General features: G+C 42.3%; 21 protein-coding genes. 8 read left to right on the forward strand and 13 right to left on the reverse strand.

All coding sequences use genetic code 11. The annotated features are described in order from the left end of the window. Nucleotides 1–270: 270 nt before the first annotated feature. The 3 genes from C1A09_RS11165 to C1A09_RS11175 are packed head-to-tail and all read right to left on the reverse strand — an operon-like array spanning nt 271 to nt 5,551. Nucleotides 271–2,307, reverse strand: a complete 2,037-nt coding sequence (locus C1A09_RS11165; protein WP_233519896.1) for a pectate lyase-like domain-containing protein — start codon at nt 2,305–2,307, stop codon at nt 271–273. An 8-nt stretch (nt 2,308–2,315) separates the two neighbouring features. After that, entirely contained in the window at nt 2,316–3,128 is an 813-nt protein-coding gene (locus C1A09_RS11170; RefSeq protein ID WP_101544098.1) for a ThuA domain-containing protein, read from the reverse strand. A 29-nt stretch (nt 3,129–3,157) separates the two neighbouring features. Next, nucleotides 3,158–5,551 (reverse strand): glycoside hydrolase family 9 protein, encoded by a 2,394-nt coding sequence (locus C1A09_RS11175; RefSeq protein WP_101544270.1) that lies wholly within the window; start codon nt 5,549–5,551, stop codon nt 3,158–3,160. A 360-nt stretch (nt 5,552–5,911) separates the two neighbouring features. Here C1A09_RS11175 and gdhA point away from each other — a divergent pair, with 360 nt between their 5' ends. Beyond that, nucleotides 5,912–7,249, forward strand: a complete 1,338-nt coding sequence (gene gdhA / locus C1A09_RS11180) for an NADP-specific glutamate dehydrogenase (RefSeq protein ID WP_101544101.1) — start codon at nt 5,912–5,914, stop codon at nt 7,247–7,249. A 149-nt stretch (nt 7,250–7,398) separates the two neighbouring features. Next, nucleotides 7,399–8,562, forward strand: coding sequence for a M24 family metallopeptidase (locus C1A09_RS11185; protein ID WP_101544104.1), 1,164 nt, complete (start codon nt 7,399–7,401; stop codon nt 8,560–8,562). Between the two features lie 164 nt (nt 8,563–8,726). On the opposite strand, the gene C1A09_RS11190 is transcribed toward C1A09_RS11185, so the two are convergent. Further along, complete coding sequence (locus C1A09_RS11190) at nt 8,727–9,722, reverse strand: DUF3843 family protein (RefSeq protein ID WP_101544106.1); 996 nt, start codon at nt 9,720–9,722, stop codon at nt 8,727–8,729. 46 nt (nt 9,723–9,768) lie between these two features. Further along, nucleotides 9,769–10,368, reverse strand: coding sequence for a Holliday junction branch migration protein RuvA (gene ruvA / locus C1A09_RS11195; protein ID WP_101544109.1), 600 nt, complete (start codon nt 10,366–10,368; stop codon nt 9,769–9,771). Between the two features lie 181 nt (nt 10,369–10,549). Between ruvA and C1A09_RS11205 the strand changes: the two genes are divergently transcribed. Then, nucleotides 10,550–11,449: a diaminopimelate dehydrogenase gene (locus C1A09_RS11205; RefSeq protein ID WP_101544112.1), complete on the forward strand. Its 900-nt coding sequence runs from the start codon at nt 10,550–10,552 to the stop codon at nt 11,447–11,449. 134 nt (nt 11,450–11,583) lie between these two features. On the opposite strand, the gene rseP is transcribed toward C1A09_RS11205, so the two are convergent. The 7 genes from rseP to tsaB all read right to left on the reverse strand — a co-directional run bounded on the left by rseP (nt 11,584) and on the right by tsaB (nt 18,250). Further along, nucleotides 11,584–12,918: an RIP metalloprotease RseP gene (rseP, locus tag C1A09_RS11210; RefSeq protein ID WP_101544113.1), complete on the reverse strand. Its 1,335-nt coding sequence runs from the start codon at nt 12,916–12,918 to the stop codon at nt 11,584–11,586. 96 nt (nt 12,919–13,014) lie between these two features. Continuing rightward, nucleotides 13,015–14,169: a 1-deoxy-D-xylulose-5-phosphate reductoisomerase gene (locus C1A09_RS11215; RefSeq protein ID WP_101544114.1), complete on the reverse strand. Its 1,155-nt coding sequence runs from the start codon at nt 14,167–14,169 to the stop codon at nt 13,015–13,017. Nucleotides 14,170–14,172: 3 nt separating this feature from the next. Then, nucleotides 14,173–15,030, reverse strand: coding sequence for a M23 family metallopeptidase (locus C1A09_RS11220; protein WP_101544116.1), 858 nt, complete (start codon nt 15,028–15,030; stop codon nt 14,173–14,175). Beyond that, the gene (rimM, locus tag C1A09_RS11225; protein ID WP_101544118.1) at nt 15,027–15,563 is read right to left on the reverse strand and encodes a ribosome maturation factor RimM; all 537 of its coding nucleotides are present in this window, start codon (nt 15,561–15,563) and stop codon (nt 15,027–15,029) included. The genes C1A09_RS11220 and rimM overlap by 4 nt, the downstream gene beginning before the upstream one ends. 3 nt (nt 15,564–15,566) lie before the next feature. Continuing rightward, nucleotides 15,567–16,871: a UDP-N-acetylglucosamine 1-carboxyvinyltransferase gene (gene murA / locus C1A09_RS11230; protein WP_101544120.1), complete on the reverse strand. Its 1,305-nt coding sequence runs from the start codon at nt 16,869–16,871 to the stop codon at nt 15,567–15,569. Between the two features lie 18 nt (nt 16,872–16,889). Next, nucleotides 16,890–17,513 carry a DUF4290 domain-containing protein gene (locus C1A09_RS11235; RefSeq protein ID WP_101544123.1) on the reverse strand — a complete coding sequence of 208 codons (624 nt, stop codon included), beginning with the start codon at nt 17,511–17,513 and terminating at the stop codon, nt 16,890–16,892. Between the two features lie 44 nt (nt 17,514–17,557). Continuing rightward, nucleotides 17,558–18,250: a tRNA (adenosine(37)-N6)-threonylcarbamoyltransferase complex dimerization subunit type 1 TsaB gene (tsaB, locus tag C1A09_RS11240; protein WP_101544124.1), complete on the reverse strand. Its 693-nt coding sequence runs from the start codon at nt 18,248–18,250 to the stop codon at nt 17,558–17,560. Between the two features lie 99 nt (nt 18,251–18,349). Here tsaB and C1A09_RS11245 point away from each other — a divergent pair, with 99 nt between their 5' ends. The 5 genes from C1A09_RS11245 (at nt 18,350) to C1A09_RS11260 (ending at nt 21,022) form a co-directional block, all read left to right on the forward strand. Beyond that, a complete protein-coding gene (locus C1A09_RS11245; RefSeq protein WP_101544126.1) occupies nt 18,350–19,228 on the forward strand; it encodes a YicC/YloC family endoribonuclease in 879 nt (292 codons plus the stop codon). Nucleotides 19,229–19,316: 88 nt separating this feature from the next. Further along, nucleotides 19,317–19,880 carry a guanylate kinase gene (gmk, locus tag C1A09_RS11250; protein WP_101544128.1) on the forward strand — a complete coding sequence of 188 codons (564 nt, stop codon included), beginning with the start codon at nt 19,317–19,319 and terminating at the stop codon, nt 19,878–19,880. Continuing rightward, nucleotides 19,877–20,002: a hypothetical protein gene (locus tag C1A09_RS16645; RefSeq protein WP_255419789.1), complete on the forward strand. Its 126-nt coding sequence runs from the start codon at nt 19,877–19,879 to the stop codon at nt 20,000–20,002. Before gmk ends, C1A09_RS16645 begins: the two co-directional genes overlap by 4 nt. An 11-nt stretch (nt 20,003–20,013) precedes the next feature. After that, complete coding sequence (gene nadD, locus C1A09_RS11255; protein WP_101544130.1) at nt 20,014–20,577, forward strand: nicotinate (nicotinamide) nucleotide adenylyltransferase; 564 nt, start codon at nt 20,014–20,016, stop codon at nt 20,575–20,577. Nucleotides 20,578–20,584: 7 nt separating this feature from the next. Then, nucleotides 20,585–21,022: a DUF6078 family protein gene (locus C1A09_RS11260; RefSeq protein WP_101544132.1), complete on the forward strand. Its 438-nt coding sequence runs from the start codon at nt 20,585–20,587 to the stop codon at nt 21,020–21,022. A 289-nt stretch (nt 21,023–21,311) separates the two neighbouring features. Here the strand turns inward: C1A09_RS11260 and C1A09_RS11265 are convergent, their stop codons facing one another. Then, complete coding sequence (locus tag C1A09_RS11265; protein ID WP_101544135.1) at nt 21,312–22,649, reverse strand: NADP-specific glutamate dehydrogenase; 1,338 nt, start codon at nt 22,647–22,649, stop codon at nt 21,312–21,314. Between the last annotated feature and the right edge of the window lie 338 nt (nt 22,650–22,987).

The raw sequence follows: 22,987 nt of genomic DNA on the forward strand, positions 1-22,987 counted from the left end.
AGAATATTGTGATATTCATAGTATTTCTTTGTTATATTATATATGATTGCAATATTCTTGAAAAAAATGTGAAGGGAAGTTGAATATCTGTTATAAAGGGTTTGATTTTCGTTTATGAATATAAAAAAAGATGAAAATTAAACCTTTTTCGGATGAACTTTAAACCTCATGAACTAAAAAAAGTACCTTACTTTGTTGGGATAGTAAGGTACTTTAGAAAAAATAGCTATAAAAACACAATGAAAGAATATATATAGATGCTATTGGTCTTTATTTGTTTCCTTTAAATTCATTAATATAAACCCTATTGTCATGATAAGTATTGTAGGTACTTTTCCCGATGCCGTTCAATATGTAGTTGAACCCTTTTAAACCTCCACCGGAAAGTGTATTATTACAGATATGGTACATCTTTATCCCTATTTTATCAGGTACTTCTACCGAATTTTCTATCATGATGTCGCGATGGAGAACGTCATAAATCCCAAAAGCTGTACCCTCGTGTATATTGACACTATCAGCCACCTTATAAGCCGCATATCCAGGACGGGTATTATTCTCACTCATATAATGTTTCTGTGAAGGAGCGTCGTACGGTGTTTCGCATTGATAGAAATAGGTTCGACCATATTCTCCCGTCCAATAGGTTTGATATTCTTGGAAGTGCTCGTTGAATAACCCATAGATCGTGACATGGTTACCATTGACTACTAAACCATTCTTGGCTGTATTAATTTCCCATCCTACACTACCATGAACGCCATGATCAGCTCTCCATATCCAAAAATGGTCACCGATAACATCATTACTATTGATTTCTACTGTATGGTCAACGTGTACTTTAGCTGGACGGAAACCTCCAATTCTGAAAAATAAGTCGGCAAGCAAAGTAGGGTTTTCTATGTGCCTGTCAAACTCCTCTTTATTACCGATTTGAATCAAGGTGTTTGAAGTATAGTGAGCATCGAACAAGATAGAAGCGACGCTTACTCCGTCTACATTGTTTATCCGGATTGCTGTGTCTGAATTTTCTGCTCCGGGAATCAATGTTGCCCATCCGATACCGAGTATGATTGTATTGGGATGGATGACATGTAATGGTTCGGAAAGTTCATACATGCCAGGAGTAATGAGCAGATGTTTTTTGTTTTTAAGTTGCCGATTCATTTCTGTTGCGGAGACTCCGGGTTTTACTACATAGAAAGAGTCCAACAAGTCAATAATATCTCCTTTACCCATGTCGGTTCGACTGTAAGATACACCTAGGCAATCTCGCCTTAGAGCAGGACGGAAGACTTTATATCTACCGTCTGTATCTATAAAAAGAAAAGGCTTTTCACGAATGATTGGGGTTGTTGGAATGAAAGTTACATTTCCACCTTTGTCCCAATTATTTTTATAGGTATCTTTATCTACTTCAGAACCTAGTTCAACACCTTGGAAGCAATAGTTATACTTAATTTCTTCAAATTTTCCACGTCCTTTGTTCAAATAAGAGTTACGAGTATACCATTGTTGCTGGTTCTTGGAACCGGCAGCTGCATCAAAATAGCAATCAGCAGTGAAACCACCACTTACCCAACCGTTTTCCCATTGATTACGTACAATACGTTGGGAATAAACACGACGGATAGGAGCCGCTTGCGAGACAGCCCATTTGAATGTTTGTTCTTCATCATACGTTTCCGGACCTATGACTGCCATATTTTCCATGGAACGCCAAAAAGTGCAAGTACCGTTTCCGTTCCGTAAATGAGGCGGAGTGTGTACATTATAAATCTCGACTTCGTATGGAGTTCTACCTAGTCCGGCAAGGTGCACGTAGAAAGGTATTTTCAGTAATCCGGCTTCTTGATAGTTTCCGGGTTTGAATAGAAGAGCGTAACGGTCGGGACTGAATTCCTTACCAAACATTGCTTCGTGAATACCGTTGACATCATTTCCTATACTTTGTTTATCGTCCATATCATTATATATATGTACATTTTCGCCGAAGAGTTCAATATCCATACCCATTAGGGCTAACAGGTTGCCTGCATCGTCTATTATCTGATAATAATAGCTGTATGGGTTTTCTTTTACTTTTTTATCTATAAAGGTTGTTGAAGAGGTTTTCCCGATTATTGTATATTCACCAAATCTTCCGATTGCCCTTTTAACGATATATTTTCCAGAAGAAGTTTGGGAAACTTTTGAACTGAAATCAAGAACTATATTACCGTTTTTGATTTCAACCTCTTTGGCTTGGAGTGTTACGATTGTCAAAATACCACATACTAGTAGTATTGTTTTTATAAACTTCATCATATTATTTGTTATTTAAGGAAAGGATCACCATTCTTGTCAGTACTTACCACCCATCGGAAGGCATTTACGAGCAATAAGTTTTGGGTTGCGTCAATAAATTCTTCATCGCCATGTCCCATGTTCAGGTAAATCATTCTGTAATTCTTGTTGGTCCATACAATGGGGAAATCACCAAAGTTCACTACATCTTTGATACCTAACGGATAATTTCGGGGAGAAATAGAAAGTAAAACTTCTACATCCTTATTTTCTCTTGGACTGGGATTCCATTGGTACCATTCACTTGCAGGAGCGACAAATGAGGTTGGTAAGTTTTTGGTGACAGGGTGTTCTGTATTATCAACTTCAACCAATACGGGTTGAGGGGGCCAGTTGTTACAATAAAACACTCCGCCACCGAGAAACTTAACGAACCAAGGCCAATTTGTATTTTTGTCATTATAGGCAGCGGCATGGAAGCCTACCCAACCACCGCCATTCTCCATATATTTCTCAAATGTTTCTCTTTCCGATTTCCCCATAGGATATCCGTCTAACATTATCACAACACTATATTCTTTCAGTTTTTCATAAGGATATTCGGATAAGTCAGTTGTAATGTCAAGTTTGAATCCTTCACCATAATTCAATTTCTTGAAAAATTCTATAGATTGCAGAGAAAATTGCACATGTGCTTCTTCTGCATGATTGGTGTAATAAATTAGTGCTTTGAAGCGTGGAAAGCGCGCATAGTTGGCAGGATAACCTTGAGGCACTTGTGCATTTACAAATAATGTACATATTGTAAATAACAGAATAAGACAGATTTTGATGATTTTCATAGTATTCTATTTTTTAATTAATAATTCATTTAATATTCAGCGATAAGAGACAACCACTTACCGGCAGATGTAACCCAAACCTCTTTGTAACAGGCATTGTTGGTTTGTGGCCAATAAGGAATATCCCCATTACCCAAGGTCCGGATACCGACCGGCATTTCTCCTGTCATTTCTCCGGAAGAGAAACTGTTCATTTGTGGGTAATTATGCCCTTCTCCATAGATAAGTGATTGTCCAAATGGATTTTTGCCTACAGTCCAATATAATTGTTCAAGACCGATATTTAGTAGTTCTTTATCATTTAGAAAATTGCCACAGATTGCTGCGGACTTTCCGGTAGAAAGATGTACGGCGGTATTACCATTGAAAATGTTGAACCAAATAGGGAAACGTTTAATATAATGTTCTTTGTCTAACTTTATTCCACGATTTAGTTGTTCTGTATAAAGTTCTTTTGCATGGGGGGGTGGAAAAAGGTGAAGAGCATAAAAGCCGGTTGAGTCTTTGTATTCTTCAGCATGATATACCCCGCTTGGTATCATTCCGTATGGATAGGTATATTTCATCAAGCCTTTCAGATACTCACCATAAAGCTGTATGGAGTTGGTCCATTTATGATAATCCGGATGTCCTTTTTGCGTTTCACACAACAATACCATTGCTTGCATATAAATTTGCTCGCGTGATTGATGTATATAATGTACGATAGATTTTTTTGACTTATTGCGATAGAAGAAACCTCGCGTATTGTCTTTATCTTCCAACGGTTCTGTACGTTGGCAATCCAGGGTATATCGGATATATTCAGCTGCAATATCTGCATAATAACGTTTGCTCGTCAATTTGTAAAGTTGACTGGCTGTCCACGATATGGTAGCCATATATTGACTTTCGGAAGTGTTATAACTGTGTTCGTATGGTTGGATAAATTTATCAAAGCCATCTTTTTTGAATTTATTCATAGCAAACATAAAATCCTCTTCAGCAACTTTTTGCAGATATTCCTGTAGCATCGGATCTTGACTCAGGGTCATAGAAGCATAAGCTTCATATCCGGCATACAAAAAATTGTCGAATGCCATGTTCTGTACACGTACCGAAGAAATGTCGTCCAAAGTATTGAATATACCATCTTGCCAAATAAGAAGTCCCATACTACTGGCGCGATAACCATCACCATAACGATTTTTCAGAATAAATTCCAGACCCCATTCGGCCTCTTCCCGCAAACGGGCGGCAAGGGCAGGATTTTTATCTTTCAGTTTATTGTATGCTTCAAGTAGGGAGAATGTAACGTCTCCTGTTTGAAGTGTTTGTTGTGATAAATCACCTGCATCGTGCCATCCTCCTGCGTATGAAATTCTGCGCCCATTGTGCTTGGACATCAAGTCGATGTGGCAAGTAGCGTGTTTACCCGGTACAGGATATCCACACCGCTGGCAGAAAATAAAGTTCAGTACTTTCCATTGTGAATTTTCCCAGATACGTTCTCCAATGCGGAAAGCGGGGGTTATTGTATCACCTACCTTTAATTGGTACATTCCGGAATGATTAAAAGGAGTAAAGTCTATATATCCGAATTCACCGATACTCGTTTGTATATCCTTAATTTCGCCTTCATAGACAATCTGCCTGTTTCTTGAGTTTAACAATTGAAAATGCTTACTGTTATATAGAGGGTAGTTTGTGTTGACAATAGCGGTTTTACGATGATTAATTGGATATCCTGTGGTAGAATATATGATTTTTCCATCAGCAGGTATCCAACCGCTCACTTTTTCGGGATTTTTCACTGTTTGCAATTGCAGACTATCAATATAATAAATGGCCGAATCACCCGTGGTACGGTCTTTTCCTTTTGAAGCTGTACTAAAGCTGATTTCCATTACTTTATCGCGTTGGTATTCATCAATCTCGAGGAAACATTGATTCCATTTCTTGTTCACGAGGTTAATTAAGTGAGAACCGGAAGGCTGATTATACCCCCTTTTGACAGGTGTATTAGCGTTTACAAAGGTTAGGTTCATATTAACGACACGTGTACCGTCACAATCAGGATAAATAGAGAATGCAATCCGGTTATATTTTTCCAGATTGGCTCCATTTAGATAATAGGAAACACTACCGTTACCATAGGTGGCATAGTCTGGATCTGAAGGTGAACCGACAGCTCTTTTACCCGTATAAGTTGGAATTTGAAGTTTTAGACTTCCGGAAGATACGAGGGGAACACTCTGTAATATTTCTTTTTTCCATCCATTGGTTTCAAAAGAGTTTTCAGTATTCAAAGGTAAGGGCTGATGTATCAATCCACTTTCCAGTATCTGTTTTTCCAAACAGCTATCTTGAGTTAAACGGAGTTGTCCGAGTAAAAAGGTATTACTTACTGATAGCAGATATAGAATTAATAATGTCTTTTTCATATTATTCATCTCATATTAGCCTTTTGTCGCTGATGCAAGGATAACCAATATTTATCAGAATAAGGTTTGATAATTGCCATAAATGTTCTAAAAAACGTCAAAACAGACCGATTTGATGGAATATAAACCTTATGATGATATTTTTTTAACCAGTTTATTTTCTTATAAATTATTTCATTATCTTCGTTCTATTCTGCTCCTGTAATCTTAATGATTTGACATTTTATTGTTATTCAATCAAAATATTGGCTGTAAATGTAGGTTTATTGAAAAGTTTTATTATATTTGCAGTGTTATTCGTTGACATTTTGCTCGGATAACTTTAAGCCAATAAGGTAATAACCTTTAAAACGTAATATTATGAATATCGAACGTATCATGGCCTCTTTAGAGGCAAAGCATCCCGGCGAGTCTGAATATCTTCAAGCCGTAAAGGAAGTACTTCTTTCCATCGAAGATATATACAATCAACATCCTGAGTTCGAGAAAGCTAAGATTATAGAACGGTTGGTAGAACCTGATCGTATTTTTACTTTCCGTGTTACGTGGGTAGACGATAAGGGTGAGGTACAGACGAATTTGGGTTATCGTGTACAGTTCAATAACGCCATTGGTCCATATAAAGGCGGTATACGTTTCCATGCTTCGGTAAATCTTTCTATTCTGAAGTTCTTAGGTTTTGAACAAACCTTTAAGAATGCTCTTACTACCCTTCCTATGGGTGGCGGTAAAGGTGGTTCCGATTTCTCCCCACGTGGTAAGAGCGATGCGGAGATTATGCGTTTCTGTCAGGCTTTTATGTTGGAATTATGGCGTCATCTCGGTCCTGATATGGATGTCCCTGCCGGTGATATCGGTGTAGGTGGCCGTGAAGTAGGTTATATGTTTGGTATGTATAAAAAGTTGACCCGTGAATTTACAGGTACTTTTACTGGTAAAGGCTTGGAATTTGGTGGTTCATTGATTCGTCCTGAAGCAACTGGTTTCGGTGGATTGTACTTCGTTAATCAAATGTTACAGACAAAAGGTTTGGATATTAAAGGTATGACCGTTGCCATTTCCGGTTTTGGAAATGTAGCGTGGGGTGCTGCAACCAAAGCTACAGAATTAGGTGCTAAAGTGGTTACGATATCCGGTCCCGACGGTTACATTTATGATCCGAATGGCATCAGTGGTGAAAAGATAGATTATATGTTGGAACTTCGTTCTTCTGGTAACGATATCGTGGCTCCGTATGCTGATAAGTTCCCCGGTTCCACATTTGTTTCCGGCAAACGTCCGTGGGAGATTTCTGCCGATATAGCATTACCATGTGCTACACAAAATGAATTGAATGGCGAAGATGCCCGTCAATTAATTAGTCATAAAGTGAAATGTGTAGGCGAGATCTCTAACATGGGATGTACTCCTGAGGCTATCGACCTCTTTATTGAGAACAAGATAATGTATGCACCGGGTAAAGCTGTAAATGCAGGGGGTGTAGCAACTTCTGGTTTGGAAATGTCACAGAATGCCATGCATCTCAGTTGGAGTGCGGTCGAAGTGGACGAGAAACTTCATGCCATTATGCACGGTATTCATGCCCAGTGTGTGAAATATGGAACGGAACCTGACGGTTACATCAACTATGTGAAGGGGGCTAACATTGCCGGTTTCATGAAGGTTGCTCACGCGATGATGGGTCAGGGAATTATCTAAAAGAAACTTTGTTTAGTTGTATTTGTATTTGTGGTTTGTGCTGCCCGCGTCTGTGAAGGTATGGGCAGTACTTTTTTTAATTCTTCCGTCTTTATTTTTTATCAAAAAGGTTGTACCTTTGTATCTCGATTATTAATAATAAAACAGAGATGTTACAACCAGAATTGAAACAGAGACGCGATAAAATACGTGTCCTCATGGCTCAGCAAGAGATTGATGCCGCTCTTATTACTTGCAATGTAAATTTAATCTATACGTATGGACGCGTTGTCAGCGGTTATTTATACCTGCCATTGAATGCACCGGCACGTTTATTCATTAAACGGCCCAATAATATTGAAGGTGAACATATCCATGCTATCCGTAAACCCGAACAACTTCCCGAACTTTTGAAGGAATGTGGACTCTCGCTCCCGACTAAACTGATGTTGGAAGGAGATGAACTTTCATTTACCGAGTACAATCGTCTTGCTGCTTGTTTTCCGGAGACAGAGATAGTATCCTGTGGCACTGTTCTTATCCGTCAGGCAAGAACGGTGAAGACTGACATGGAAATTGAGATGTTGCGTCGTTCGGGAGCTGCCCATACCCAAGCCTACGAGCAGATACCTTCTGTTTATCAGCCTGGAATGACTGATCGCCAATTATCTATTGAGATTGAAAGGTTGATGCGCCTGGAAGGGTGCTTGGGCATTTTTCGTGTGTTCGGTCAAAGTATGGAAATATTCATGGGAAGTCTTTTGGCGGGTGATAATGCGGCTGTACCTTCCCCTTACGACTTTGCCTTGGGAGGTGAGGGGCTGGATCCGTCACTTCCGGGTGGTGTAAATGGTACTTTGTTACAAGCCGGACAAAGTATAATGGTAGATATGGGAGGAAACTTTTACGGATATATGGGTGATATGAGCCGTGTGTTCTCCATTGGTAAATTACCGGAAAAAGCGTATGTTGCTCATCAGACTTGTTTGGAAATACAGAATGCAGTTGTAGAAATGGCAAAACCGGGCATTGTTTGTGAAGACCTTTATAATACAGCCATTAAGATCGTAGATAAAGCCGGATTTGCAGACTATTTTATGGGAGTAGGGCAGAAAGCTAAATTCATTGGTCATGGCATCGGATTGGAAATTAATGAGATGCCGGTATTGGCTCCCCGAATGAAGCAGGAACTCGAACCTGGTATGGTATTTGCTTTAGAACCGAAGATCGTATTGCCGGGTATAGGTCCTGTCGGCATTGAAAACTCGTGGGCTGTAACAGCTACGGGACTGGAGAAACTGACGCTGTGTAAAGAGGAGATTGTAGAGTTGTGAGGAATGAGACTATAAATGAAAATTCAGGGACGTAACGCCCCTGAATTTTCATTTATTTCACTCTCCTGTTCAACTGGTTATTCGCTTTGGCTGGTTTTGATTTACCAATTCTTTTTCCCGTAGGTTTTGCTTTACCTGTTCGTTGGGTAGGTATTTGTTTTTTTTTAGAGTCCCTCATAGTATTCATCTAAATAATAACGGGCAATGAAGTCCCAATTTTTATGTAATACTTCTTTCCCATTCGTATAAGCAAATTGTACTTCCGGCAAAACATTCTTCATCATTCCATATTTTAATAAATCGATCGGACATAAACCCGGACGGCAGAAAAGCTCATAACCATTAACTTTTGTACGTTCAGCATCATACAGGGGGTTATGAGGTTCACAGAAATAGGCGGCAACATTAGGAGCCACTAATATTCCTTTAGCATTGGCATAAACTATGAACTCGCTGTTTCCTTTCAAATCGGGAAGGAGGGAAGAAGGCTTGTTTTCCCATTTCAATACATTCACGAAGAACTTACATAAGTCCTGATAGGTCGCAAAATACAGTAACGGTTTCCCGTCATTATATTCCAAACAATGTTCCACATCTCTTTTCAGTTTTGTTCCCGGAGTTATTTCAGGCAACGGAGTGACAGGAATTTCTAAAAGATTTGGTTCCATAACCCACATGATGGAGGATGGAATTTCACAGATGGGAGCTTCTTCAAAAGTCTCATCCATCAGTTTGTATACCGAGCTGCTCAACTCTGTTAATTTATTATCAAAAGGATTGTGGATAGTATACGATCCGCCTTTCCGGAGCACAGGATGGGACTTCAAAGTCCATAATACGAACGCAATATCTTCTGTATTTATTTCATCTGCGACATATTCATCGGATAATGAATAGAAAGGCAGATGTGTTTTATATAAAGCATAATATGCATCCGAGAAAGATTTCCAACCGCCTTTCTGGGCAATTGCATCTTGAAAGTATAAGCAGAGCGATAAGGCTGCTCCAACTTGTTCTTTGTCTGTGATAAATAAGCCCGATGCCTTTATAATAGGCAAAAGTCTTATGGCAAAATTTAAGTACCACAAATCGGATGGCAAAACCTGGCTACGTTTATTCATCCTTAGCCATTGTTTCATTTGTATAGGGACTATTCTCATCGTTTCTTCCGGTTAATATTTCATTAAATTTATATCAAATAAAAACCTAAAGTCTTTTTAACGCCAGTTTGATGACTTGCTCTACCGGGGCATTGGGCTCTTCTTTCAATATACTCAATACCACTTTCTGTGATGGTGCTTGTGCAAAGCCCAGCATGGTGAGGGCTGATATGGCCTCTTCTTGTACTTGTGCATTGGCAAGGGAGGTCATATTGCCCATTGTTACACCGTCGGCCGACATGCCTCCGGTTTTTATCTTGTCTTTTAAATCAACAATGATGCGTTGTGCCGTTTTCAGTCCGATACCTTTCACCGTTTTTAATAAAGTGACATTTTCAGTACTGATGACATTTATTAATTCAGAAGGTGATAATGCCGATAAAATCATTCGTGCTGTATTACCACCGATACCTGATACGGAAATCAGTAATAAGAACAACTCACGTTCTTGTTTATCTACAAAACCATAAAGAATATAGGCATCTTCACGTATGGCTTCGTAAATATACAGTTTACAATCTTTTTTCCCTTGTATAGCAGCATAAGTATTCAGGGAAATATTGACGGCATATCCCAATCCGTTACAATCTATAATCGCGGTAGCCGGACTCAGTTCAGCAATTCCGCCTTTGATATATTCTATCATACTTTCACTTTACTACTTTGTTACTTTCTGCTGGCGAATGTAAGCATTATTATTGAACTATCACTCACTAAAAAAAGAAAAAACTCTGTGAAACTCTGTGCTACTCTGTGGCGAAAGTGAATTAAAATGCTTACTTTTGTGCCGATAAACTAGAAAGTTGATAATTAAAATCGATAAAAGAATGAAAAAAGTAAGAGCTGCCATCATAGGTTATGGCAATATCGGACATTTTGTACTCGAAGCTTTACAAGCTGCTCCCGACTTTGAAATAGCCGGTGTAGTACGTCGTGCAGGTGCTGAAAACCGTCCTGCCGAATTGAGCGATTATCCTGTCGTTAAAGATATTAAGGAATTGGAAGCCGTAGATGTGGCAATTCTTTGTACACCTACCCGTAGCGTCGAGAAATATGCAAAGGAAATACTCGCATTGGGCATTCATACTGTAGATAGCTTTGATATTCATACCGGTATCAAGGATTTGCGTCGTACATTGGATGCTGAAGCAAAGAAATATAATACCGTATCTGTTATTTCCGCCGGCTGGGATCCGGGGAGCGATTCTATCGTCCGCACTCTACTGGAAGCAATTGCTCCTAAAGGTATCACTTATACCAATTTCGGTCCGGGCATGAGTATGGGGCATACCGTTGCCGTGAAAGCTGTCGAAGGAGTGAAGGCGGCTCTTTCCATGACCATTCCTACCGGGACAGGTATCCACCGTCGTATGGTTTACATCGAACTGAAAGACGGTTATGAGTTTGACAAAGTGGCCGCTGCCATCAAGGCTGATCCTTACTTTGTGAATGATGAAACGCATGTGAAACTTGTTCCCAGTGTGGATGCCTTGCTTGATATGGGACACGGCGTGAACCTGACACGCAAAGGTGTATCCGGTAAGACACAAAATCAACTTTTTGAATTCAATATGCGTATCAACAATCCCGCGCTTACCGCACAAGTGCTGGTATGTGTGGCTCGTGCCGCCATGCGTCAGCAGCCGGGTTGCTATACAATGGTAGAAATCCCGGTGATCGATCTCCTGCCGGGTGACCGTGAAGAGTGGATAGGACATTTGGTATAAGGGAGAAGAACACACCCTTCATTACAGAATAAAAAATGCGTAGTTGCGCGGATAAAATTCCGTAACTACGCATTTTGTGTTCCGTAACTACGCGGTGTTCACTTCGTAGTTACATATTCTCGTCTTCTTCGTTTCTAGAAAAGGAACCTCAGTATATCATTGAAGTTCGCCCATATCAACAAACCAAACAGTAGGAACATACCTACCATCTGTGCACGCTCCATGAATTTGTCACTGGGTTTGCGGCGAGCCACAATTTCATATATCAGGAACAGCACATGGCCACCATCCAGTGCCGGAATTGGCAGAATGTTCATAAAGGCGAGAATGATGGAAAGGAAAGCTGTCATGTACCAGAATTGATGCCAATCCCAAGTTGCGGGGAAAATGCTGCCGATAGTACCGAAACCTCCCAGCTGCTTGGCTCCCTCTTTCGAGAACAGATACTTCATCTGGCTGACATAACCTTTCAATGTGTTCACTCCGAGAGTGGCACCGGCAGGCAGAGAAGCGAGGAAACTGTATTCTTTCTTAATGACCGGAAGCAGCTTGCTGGTTTGTGTACGTGCAAATACTCCCATATTATAAACAGAATCGGTAGTCATTGTCAACGTATCGGTTATACCGTTGCGTGCGTATGTCAACAAGATATCGTGTGAAGCATCAGCTGTTTTCCGGCGTTGGGCCTTGTCTTCTTCAAAGTCCGTATAAGATATGATGCGTCCATCCAGTTGTGTGATGCTGTCGCCGGGTTGCAATCCTGCAAGGGCTGCCGGAGAACCGGGTGCTATACTGTCTATTACAAATGGATAGCGGAAATCGGCAAAGCGTACACTGTCTGCCAGTAACCTTTCCATCATATCTTCGGGGATATAAACCGATGTTTCTTGTCCGTTGCGTAATACCGTTACTTGGCGGGCATCAACAATACTGGTCAGCATATCGCCTCCATAACGCTCGAAAGGTACACCATCGGCAGAAATCAATACGTCACCGTCACGAAAACCGATGGCTTTCGCCGTTTCGTTGAAGTCCATACCCAGCGGGGCTTTCTGTACCGGGACATATTGGTCACCCCAGGTGAAAAGTATCATAGCATAAATGAACAATGCCAGCAGGAAGTTGAACAATACACCGCCCACCATGATCAGCAATCGTTGCCATGCCGGTTTGGCGCGGAACTCCCACGGTTTCATGGGTTGTTTCATCTGCTCGGTATCCATAGATTCGTCTATCATACCGGCTATTTTGACATAGCCGCCCAAAGGCAACCAACCTATGCCATATTCTGTTTCACTGTTTTTAGGCTTGAACTTGAACAGGGTAAACCATGGATCAAAAAATAAGCAAAATTTTTCTACCCGGGTTTTGAACAGGCGGGCGAAGAGAAAATGCCCTCCCTCATGGACGATAACGAGCAACGAAAGGCTCATGATGAGTTGCAGGGCACGAATTAAGAATGTTTCCATCTAGTTATTTACAAATTACAAATTACTATTTACTATTTAAGACATGTAGTCTTATTTATCTATCACTCTATTATACTTTATAACGTTATTATTTTATCACTGCTTGATCAATTCTTCCGCTATCCGTCTGGCTTCCGCATCCGTAGCCACATAATCTTCATAAGTAGGTTTCTGTATGAAAGATATACGTGCCATCGTTTTTTCTATCACGTCACTCATCCCCAAGAATGAAATCTTATCCTTCAGGAAAGCATTGACTACCACTTCATTGGCGGCATTCACAATACAAGGCATGTTTCCTGCCTGATGCAGGGCCTCGTAGGCCAGTGCCAGATTACGGAAACGGGTCGTATCGGGTTGTTCAAAAGTGAGTTCCGTGCACAGTTTGAAGTCCAGACGCGGGAAAGAAGCTTTCAATCGCTCTGGATAGGAGAATGCATACTGAATGGGTAACCGCATATCCGGCATTCCCAACTGCGCTTTTACGGCACCGTCCTCAAACTGTACCATGGAGTGGATAACCGATTGCGGATGTACTGCTACTTCTATTTGGTCTGGCCGCACACCGAACAGCCATTTGGCTTCAATGACCTCAAAACCCTTATTCATCATGGAGGCAGAGTCAATGGTGATTTTAGCTCCCATATCCCAATTCGGGTGTTTCAACGCCTGCGTTTTCGTAACGGTTGCCAGTTGTTCTATTGTATAAGTGCGGAACGGACCACCGGAAGCCGTTAATATGACTTTTTCTATCGGGTTGCCTGTCTCTCCTGCTAAACATTGAAATACTGCGGAATGTTCGGAATCGACAGGCAGGATAGGCGTACCGCTGAAACGTGCCAAATCATTGATTAATTCTCCGGCAACCACCAACGTTTCTTTATTGGCAAGGGCAATTGCCTTGCGTGCACGGATGGCGTTCATGGTCGGTTTCAGTCCGGCATAACCCACCATGGCAGTCAATACCATATCGATAGGAGTTTCCGCCACAATCTGACAGAGAGCCTCTTCGCCGGCATACACTTTGATGGGCAAATCGGCAAGCGCTTCTTTCAGTTGCCGGTATTTCGATTCGTTGGCTATCACCACTACTTCAGGCTTGAACTTGCGTGCCTGAGCAATGAGATCGTCTACCCGGTTGTTGGCAGTCAGCACATACGCTTCATACCGGTCGGGATGTTCCTCAATGACCTGTAGCGCTTGCGTACCGATGGAACCGGTAGAACCGAGTATGGCAATTTGTTTCTTCATAATCTAAAACACAATATAAAGTTCCGGATTTACCGCCCTTCCCTTATGCCACAATTCAAAATGAAGGTGTGGACCGGTAGTTAGCTGTCCGGTGTTTCCTACTAAAGCGATGACCTCACCGCCCTTCACGCTGTCTCCTTCCCGTTTCAGGAGTGAACCGCAATGTTTGTATACAGATACAAAATCTTGATTGTGCTGTACCTCTATCAAATAACCGGTTTCGGCCGTATAGGTACTCAGGATAACGGTTCCATCCAAAGTTGCCAACACGCTTTCACCCGGATTTGCCGCGATATCCGTACCGAAATGTTTCTTCTCGGCATTGAAAGGAGATGAAATCATACCACGGGTGGGACGGTAGAAAATAAGTCCGTCAACGGCGGGACGGTCTGCAATACTTGTCAGGTTATATTTTTCCGTATCTTCATATTGTTTACGGAAGTCAGCTTCCCGTTGTGTGCGTTCCATCAAAGAGTCTTTCCGTATATTAGTCAGTGAATCTATCGACTGCACGGTATCGGCTTTTATCTTACCCTGAAAAATATCCTGGATATTCATGATGTAAAGGTTCTGCCTATCCACCAATTGTTGCAACGAATCCACTCTTAACGCATTTTCCACCACCTGTGCACGGATTTCGCTGTTCATATATCCCGGCAGATAGTTGCGTAGCGGAGTAAAAGCTACGATCAGCGAAGCGATCAGAAACAATACGAACAACACGGATAGCAGTACAGAAAGTCCATTCAGCTTGGACACACGTAACGTGATGATATCCTCAAGGGTATTCTCGTTCGTAATTGTCAGTCTGTATTTGAACTTGATGTTACTCCAAAATACTTTTCTTCGTTTCTTTTTCATACCTCTTCCGTCTCATCCGGTGCCAGCATTCCTTCCGGCAAATCCACTGTAATTACTTTATGCTTTTGGTCGATATCTACAATAAGCTCTTCTTGTGCAGGAATTAGTAATTCTTCTCCTTTATAATCCACTACGAACAGCGTGTTGATAGTAGATGTATCTACTTCTATCACTTCACCAAGTTTACCATGGTGCACCTCTTCCATGCGGAAACCTACGAAAAAATCCCAGCTCAATTCAGCCGGCTCCACTTCTCCGGCATGTTTAGTAGGGAAATAAACCTCTACATTGGTAAACATGCGGGCACGTTCAGCCGTATTTACCCCTTCCAGTTTGACAAGAGCTGTAGTGTCCGAACGGAAACGATAGTCCTCCAAAAAGAAAGGCACCAAGATTCCGTCCAACAGGCAAATAAGGTATTCCGCTTCTACCCGATCGAAGATATCGTCCGTAAATGTGAATGACAACTCTCCATGAATACCATGCGGCTTGTTGAATACACCGATCTTATATACTTCTTCTCTCCGTATCATTCCTTATATTCTTGTAATTCTCGCCCCAATCGCGTTCAAGCGTCCTTCGATATTTTGATATCCCCGGTCTATTTGCTCAATGTTATGTATCCGGCTGCTGCCTTCCGCGCTCATCGCGGCTATCAGCAGCGCAATACCTGCACGGATATCCGGTGAGGTCATATTCCCACCGCGTAGTTTGAAACCATGGTCGTGACCGATGACTACCGCACGGTGTGGGTCACACAGAATAATCTGTGCTCCCATATCTATCAGTTTGTCGACAAAGAACAGGCGGCTTTCAAACATTTTCTGATGGATAAGTACGCTGCCTTTGGCTTGCGTGGCCACTACCAGCATTACACTCAATAAGTCCGGTGTCAGTCCCGGCCAGGGGGCGTCTGCAATTGTCATGATAGAACCGTCTATAAAGGACTCTATCTGATAAGTTTCCTGTGCAGGTACATAAATATCATCTCCCCGCTGCTCCATTTTGATACCGAGGCGACGGAAACTGTCGGGAATGATACCCAGGTTTTCGTGCGAAACATTCTTGATAGTCAGTTCGCTTTGTGTCATGGCTGCCATACCGATGAAACTTCCTACCTCGATCATATCCGGCAGAATAGTATGTTCGGTACCGTGTAGTTCTTCGACTCCCTCGATTGTGAGTAAATTGGAGGCTATTCCTTCTATTTTGGCACCCATCCGGTTCAACATTCTACACAGCTGCTGTACGTAAGGCTCACAAGCAGCATTGTAAATGGTGGTTTTACCCTTTGCCAGTACAGCTGCCATGATGATATTGGCAGTTCCTGTCACAGATGCTTCATCCAGTAGCATGTAAGTACCTTGCAACTGCCGGGCGGATATTTCGAAGATTTCCCGTTTGTCGTTGTAGGTAAAGTCCGCACCCAAATTCTGGATACCGATAAAGTGCGTATCCAGACGGCGGCGGCCTATCTTGTCTCCACCCGGTTTGGATATCATCGCCTTTCCAAAACGTGCTACCATTGGTCCCACCAGCATGACAGAACCACGCAAGCTGGAACATTTTTTCAGGAACGAATCGCTTTCCAAATAGTCCGGGTCTATGTCGGCAGCTTGGAAACTATAGGTACCAATGTCTTTCTTGGATACACTTACTCCCATATCCCGCATCAATTGGATAAGGTTGTTCACGTCCAGAATATCCGGGATATTGTGCACAGTCACCTCCTCGGCCGTAAGCAGCGTAGCGCAGATAATCTGCAAAACTTCGTTCTTTGCTCCTTGGGGATAGATGTCACCGGAAAGTCTGTGTCCCCCTTCGATTACAAATGATGCCATGATATTAGATTTGTGATTTTAGTACTTCCTTTTATTATTCCTATTGTTATTGTTCCTGTTGTTCTGGTTATTCATTTTGGGACGATAGTTCATATCAATCCGTTCTGCCATCAGGCGAACAATGCTGTCTGTCATTTGCAGTTTATTGTCAGACAGTTCGGCAAGATCGTCCGCTATTTTACGGTCGTCTACGGTATCTTTGTTCCAAGCCATGTAATCCTTCTTCATGTGATTGCAGATTAGTGCTGTCAGATTTTGTTTTTCTTCTCCTTCGGGGAAGTCGACAGCTTTCTTAATCAACACTTCCAAGGTGCGGCCGTAATGGCGGTAGCGTATTTTAGTACTGGGATAAGGAATGTTTTCCGGTTTTGTCCCGAGATTGTCCTTACGGATAACTTCGTACGGATAATCAATATCCAGTTTGAAGCCGGACATGATGGCAAGATGATCCCACAATTTATGTTTGAAATCCGGTACATCCCGCAAGTGGGGAAACATGTTCCCCATAATGTTGATGATCGTGTTTGCGCAACGTTGGCGTTCCGCACGATTTTCGATGGACAACGCATGGTCTACCATATTCTGGATGCTGCGGCCGTATTCCGGCAAAGGCATCCGTTTTTGCTGAGTATTATATTGCATCTTTTTTATTGATAATTGACATTTGATAATTCTTGAAATAAGTCTTACAGGAGCTTTTTCGGTTTACTTGCTACGAATTCTTTCAGATAGAACGGTTCAAAATAAGCTACATCTTTGAAATCCTTTTCCGCTATCGCTTTCTCTGCCAGCGGAAACATCATGCCGGCAAGCGGACGGATATTATCGATGAAGTGCGCATTGGGATGCGTAATCTTTTCCTTGCATTTGGAGGCACCGTCACCGAAGAAGTAAACCGGCTGTTTATCCAAAAACTCGATGTAAGAGTTCTCGTCTACTATATCGGCGGCTATGTCCCGAACCGTGTTCAATGCACGGTCATAGATAGCGGCGTATACTTCCATACGGCGGGCGTCAATCATGGGACACAACAGTGCGTCGTCGGGCAACTCTTCGTGATAAAGCAGCACCGGCACACATTGTACCTTCAAGGTAGGCAAGCCGATAAGTGGCAGGTTACGACCGTAACAGATACCTTTCGCCATAGATACGCCGATGCGCAGTCCTGTATAAGACCCCGGTCCGCAACTCACGGCTACAGCGTCCAGAGGCAGGGCATGGCTGTCGGCAAACGACAATGCCTCGTCTACAAAAACTCCCAGCTGCACAGCGTGTGAAGGCCCCTTCAGGTCTTCTTTCTTAAAAATGTTTTGTCCATCTTCGCTCACGGCAACGGAGCAAGCCGAGGTAGACGTTTCAATATGCAAGATACATGACATAGTTTCTATCCTTGTTATATTAATCAGCTGACAAATTTACGTGATTATTTTCACTAATTAAAATAATCACGTAAATTTGCGCAAAACTTAAGAAGCATTATGATACAATCAATGACGGGCTATGGCAAAGCTACTGCCGAACTGTCCGATAAGAAAATCAATGTTGAGATAAAATCGCTCAACAGTAAAGCAATGGATTTATCCACTCGTATCGCTCCGCTTTATCGCGAGAAGGAAATGGAGATCCGTAATGAAATATCCAAAGTACTGGAACGCGGCAAGGTAGATTTCAGCCTGTGGATAGAGAAAAAGGATGCCGACCAGCTTGCTACTCCCATCAACCAAGAGATTGTAGAGTCTTACTATAGAAGAATTAAAGAGATTTCCGCGTCGGCCGGCATTCCCGAACCGGGCGATTGGTTTGCTACTTTACTTCGGCTACCGGATGTGATGACGAAGAACGAAGCGCAGGAGTTGAGTGACGAAGAGTGGGCGATTGTACATACTGCCGTCTGTGAAGCTATCAACCATTTGGTGGACTTCCGCAAACAGGAAGGGGCTGCTTTGGAAAAGAAATTCCGTGAGAAAATAACCAATATAGCTCATCTGCTCGAAGCGGTATCTCCTTACGAGAAAGAACGTGTTGTTAAAATCAAAGAACGTATCACCGATGCCTTGGAAAAGACCTTGAGTGTGGATTATGATAAGAACCGCTTGGAGCAGGAACTTATTTATTACATTGAGAAACTGGATGTCAATGAGGAGAAGCAACGCCTTGCCAATCATCTGAAGTATTTCATCAGTACTCTGGAAAGTGGTAACGGGCAAGGTAAGAAGCTGGGGTTCATCGCACAGGAAATGGGACGTGAGATTAATACGCTGGGTAGTAAGTCCAACCATGCCGAGATGCAGAAAATTGTCGTACAGATGAAAGACGAGCTGGAACAAATCAAGGAACAAGTCTTGAACGTAATGTAATATCACATTGTGAAAAATAGTCAACGTACCTATGTGTCAAAGATAAAAGATGTGTCATGACCGTAGGGAATAAATCGTAAATGCATAGATGGCAAAGCTTATTATCTTTTCAGCTCCTTCCGGTTCGGGCAAATCGACGATCATCAATTATCTGTTGGCGCAGAACTTGAATCTTGCTTTCTCGATATCAGCCACCAGCCGTCCGCCACGCGGGGCAGAACGGGACGGAGTGGAATATTTCTTTCTTACTCCCGAGGAATTTCGTCGTCGCATCGCCAATGACGAGTTCCTTGAATATGAAGAGGTCTATCAGGATCGTTTTTACGGAACGTTGAAGGCGCAAGTAGAAAAGCAGTTGGCCGATGGGCAGAATGTGGTTTTCGACGTAGATGTCGTAGGCGGTTGTAATATCAAGAAATTCTATGGTGGACGTGCCTTGTCCGTATTTATTCAACCACCGTCGGTAGAAGAATTGCGTAAGCGGCTGGTCGGTCGTGGCACGGATGCTCCCGATGTCATTGAAAGCCGTATCGCGAAAGCTGAATACGAGCTTGGCTTTGCTCCAAAGTTTGACAAAGTGATTGTGAACGATGACTTGGAAACGGCTGAAGCCGAAGCTTTGAAAGTAATTACCCAATTCTTGGACTTATGAGAAACAACGGAGGCCTTCATTACAAGGAATATGCCACTGCTGTAGCCATGTTGCCGGTTATGTTTCTTACTGCTACCAATGCCGGGGCTTGCTGGAAACGTCTGAGAGGAAAGAAAATTTAATTATAATAGCTTTGAATATCGGAATTTTCAGCGGTTCATTCAACCCGGTACATATCGGACATTTAGCCCTTGCCAATTATCTTTGTGAATATGAGGGCTTGGATGAGGTGTGGTTTATGGTGACCCCGCACAACCCGCTGAAAGAGGAAACTCTCTTGATGGACGATGAGCTTCGTTTGAAGTTGGTGCAGCTTGCCGTTGCAGGTTATCCGAAATTCCGGGCTTCCGATTTCGAGTTTCGTTTGCCGCGGCCTTCTTACACTGTCCATACGTTGGATAGCTTGAAACAAGCTTATCCCGAATATACTTTTTATTTAATAATCGGCTCTGATAACTGGAACCTTTTCTCTCAATGGAAAGAATCGGAGCGTATTCTTACCGAAAATCCTATTCTTATCTATCCCCGTCCCGGTTATCCCGTAGATGTCGTATCTTTGCCGCAAAACATAAAATTGGCAGCTTCCCCCACCTTCGAGATTAGTTCTACTTTTATCCGCCACGCCTTGGAAGAAGGAAAAGATATACGCTACTTCCTTCATCCTGCCGTTTATGAGGAACTAACCAAAATATTTTGATATAAAAATGGAAAAATTTGATTACTCGCAGGTACCCTACAATTTTGGGGTATGTGCATCTGCCGATTGTCCCCAAGCCTCTACTTGTCTGCGCCGTATAGCTTTGAAGCATGCTCCCGTGAATTACCCGTTTCTGCCGACTTTGACTCCTCAAAGACTTGCGGCAATGAAAGGAAGATGTGAATATTACTGTCCGGACACTACTGTCAGATATGCCAAAGGATTTACCCATGTTGCAGAATTGTTGACTGTCCGTGTGGCAGGTACATTCCGTTTACGTCTTATTGCGCATTTCGGGCGAAAGAACTACTACCTCGCACGCAAGGGTGAGTATCTGATTAAACCTGCCGACCAGGAATTCATCATCCGTCAGGCCAAAGAGCTGGGCTTGCAGTTGGATGATTATTTTGATGAATATGTAGACGGTTATAATTGGTACGATTAACCACTCTGTCATTAAGAGGAAAGTTATTGATATATAGCAGCTTGTGGTTCCCGTGGGTAGGGAACGCCCGTTTCCTCTGATAGAAACGCCCGTTCCCTTTAGTAGAAACTGCCGTTCCCTTTAATGGGAACGAGCGTTTCTATGAAGGGGAACGGAAGTATCTGTACATGGAAACGGACTTATATAAGTAAAATCATGTCTGATGCTTTATATGCGTTGGTAACGGAAGAAGGCGAAGAACCCTTACGAGTTCTCCGCCTTCTTCTTTGTTATAATGGTATTCTATGGCTTATACAATTCCTTGTGCCATCATGGCTTTCGCTACCTTCATAAATCCGGCAACATTGGCACCCTTCACATAATTTACATAACCATTGGCTTCCGTACCATATTGTACGCAAGCTGCGTGGATATTCTTCATAATGCTTTTCAGCTTTTCGTCTACCTCTTCAGAGCTCCAGCCCAGTTTGATAGAGTTCTGAGTCATTTCCAAACCGGATACGGATACACCACCCGCATTGGCTGCCTTGCCCGGAGCATACAAGATTTGAGCTTCCTGGAATACGCGGATAGCTTCGGGGGTAGAAGGCATGTTTGCACCTTCGGATACTGCTATCACACCGTTGGCAACTAATTTCTTGGCATCGTCACCGTTGATTTCATTCTGAGTTGCAGACGGCAGAGCGATATCTGCTTTTTCACCCCAGGGGCGTGCGCCTTCTACATACTTGACACCCGGATATTGTTCGGCATATTCACGGATACGTCCACGATAGAGGTTCTTTAACTCCATGATGTAATCCAGTTTCTCACGGTCGATACCTGCGGGGTCGTATATATATCCGTCGGAATCGGACATCGTCAAAACTTTACCGCCCATTTCCAATACTTTTTCAGCAGTATATTGAGCTACATTACCGGAACCGGAAATCAGGCAAGTCTTGCCTTTGAGATCGGTACCTTTGGTTTTCAGCATTTCCAGCAGGAAGTAGATGTTACCGTAACCGGTAGCTTCCGGACGAATCAGTGAACCACCGAATTCACGGCCTTTACCTGTGAATGTTCCGGTAAACTCATGAGTCAGTTTTTTGTACATACCGAACATGAAGCCTACTTCACGGCCACCTACACCGATATCACCGGCCGGAACGTCCGTTTCAGGACCGATATGACGCCACAGCTCCAGCATGAAAGCCTGAACGAAACGCATAACCTCAGCATTTGATTTACCACGCGGAGAGAAGTCGGAACCACCTTTACCGCCACCCATAGGAAGGGTAGTCAGTGAATTCTTGAATGTTTGCTCAAATGCAAGGAATTTCAAGATACTCAAGTTTACGGAAGCATGGAAACGGATACCGCCTTTATATGGGCCAATGGCGTTGTTGTGTTGTACACGGTAACCCATGTTGGTTTGTACGTTACCTTTATCGTCCACCCAAGTAACACGGAATTGGTAAACACGATCGGGGATACAAAGGCGTTCAATCAGATTGGCTTTGTCAAATTCCGGATGTTTGTTGTACTCTTCTTCGATAGTAGAAAGTACTTCTTCTACTGCTTGATGATACTCCGGTTCATTGGGGAACCGTCTTTTCAGATCTTCTAATACCTTAGCTGCATTCATAATCTATTTCTTTTATTGGTTGCTTATTGCTTTAATATGCCAATATGTTGATGTGCTGATTGTTGTGTTATGATTACATCGGTTGTTTCATACCACAAGGGGTATTGGCGCATTTGCATATTTGCACACTGTCACATTATCTTTTATTGCGGTTGCAAAAGTAAACATAAAAATGATACAAACAAACAATTTATAAATAAAATGCGGGATAAAACAACAAAAATATTGTTTTATCCCGCAAAAAGGAATAAAAAGATATTATTTATCCTCTTTTGAGTGACTTTATTACCGGAATAAATACTAATGCAGCCGAAATGACAAGCGTTAGTATGATTGGA

Origin of the sequence: Bacteroides cutis, from assembly GCF_900241005.1 — a bacterium.
Taxonomy (GTDB): domain Bacteria; phylum Bacteroidota; class Bacteroidia; order Bacteroidales; family Bacteroidaceae; genus Bacteroides; species Bacteroides cutis.

What these genes read in the sequence shown, in the direction of transcription:
- C1A09_RS11165 (WP_233519896.1), bottom strand. Translation starts at nt 2,307, where the DNA reads ATGATGAAGTTTATAAAAACAATACTACTAGTATGTGGTATTTTGACA.
- C1A09_RS11170 (WP_101544098.1), bottom strand. Translation starts at nt 3,128, where the DNA reads ATGAAAATCATCAAAATCTGTCTTATTCTGTTATTTACAATATGTACA.
- C1A09_RS11175 (WP_101544270.1), bottom strand. Translation starts at nt 5,551, where the DNA reads ATGAAAAAGACATTATTAATTCTATATCTGCTATCAGTAAGTAATACC.
- gdhA (WP_101544101.1), top strand. Translation starts at nt 5,912, where the DNA reads ATGAATATCGAACGTATCATGGCCTCTTTAGAGGCAAAGCATCCCGGC.
- C1A09_RS11185 (WP_101544104.1), top strand. Translation starts at nt 7,399, where the DNA reads ATGTTACAACCAGAATTGAAACAGAGACGCGATAAAATACGTGTCCTC.
- C1A09_RS11190 (WP_101544106.1), bottom strand. Translation starts at nt 9,722, where the DNA reads ATGAGAATAGTCCCTATACAAATGAAACAATGGCTAAGGATGAATAAA.
- ruvA (WP_101544109.1), bottom strand. Translation starts at nt 10,368, where the DNA reads ATGATAGAATATATCAAAGGCGGAATTGCTGAACTGAGTCCGGCTACC.
- C1A09_RS11205 (WP_101544112.1), top strand. Translation starts at nt 10,550, where the DNA reads ATGAAAAAAGTAAGAGCTGCCATCATAGGTTATGGCAATATCGGACAT.
- rseP (WP_101544113.1), bottom strand. Translation starts at nt 12,918, where the DNA reads ATGGAAACATTCTTAATTCGTGCCCTGCAACTCATCATGAGCCTTTCG.
- C1A09_RS11215 (WP_101544114.1), bottom strand. Translation starts at nt 14,169, where the DNA reads ATGAAGAAACAAATTGCCATACTCGGTTCTACCGGTTCCATCGGTACG.
- C1A09_RS11220 (WP_101544116.1), bottom strand. Translation starts at nt 15,030, where the DNA reads ATGAAAAAGAAACGAAGAAAAGTATTTTGGAGTAACATCAAGTTCAAA.
- rimM (WP_101544118.1), bottom strand. Translation starts at nt 15,563, where the DNA reads ATGATACGGAGAGAAGAAGTATATAAGATCGGTGTATTCAACAAGCCG.
- murA (WP_101544120.1), bottom strand. Translation starts at nt 16,871, where the DNA reads ATGGCATCATTTGTAATCGAAGGGGGACACAGACTTTCCGGTGACATC.
- C1A09_RS11235 (WP_101544123.1), bottom strand. Translation starts at nt 17,513, where the DNA reads ATGCAATATAATACTCAGCAAAAACGGATGCCTTTGCCGGAATACGGC.
- tsaB (WP_101544124.1), bottom strand. Translation starts at nt 18,250, where the DNA reads ATGTCATGTATCTTGCATATTGAAACGTCTACCTCGGCTTGCTCCGTT.
- C1A09_RS11245 (WP_101544126.1), top strand. Translation starts at nt 18,350, where the DNA reads ATGATACAATCAATGACGGGCTATGGCAAAGCTACTGCCGAACTGTCC.
- gmk (WP_101544128.1), top strand. Translation starts at nt 19,317, where the DNA reads ATGGCAAAGCTTATTATCTTTTCAGCTCCTTCCGGTTCGGGCAAATCG.
- C1A09_RS16645 (WP_255419789.1), top strand. Translation starts at nt 19,877, where the DNA reads ATGAGAAACAACGGAGGCCTTCATTACAAGGAATATGCCACTGCTGTA.
- C1A09_RS11260 (WP_101544132.1), top strand. Translation starts at nt 20,585, where the DNA reads ATGGAAAAATTTGATTACTCGCAGGTACCCTACAATTTTGGGGTATGT.
- C1A09_RS11265 (WP_101544135.1), bottom strand. Translation starts at nt 22,649, where the DNA reads ATGAATGCAGCTAAGGTATTAGAAGATCTGAAAAGACGGTTCCCCAAT.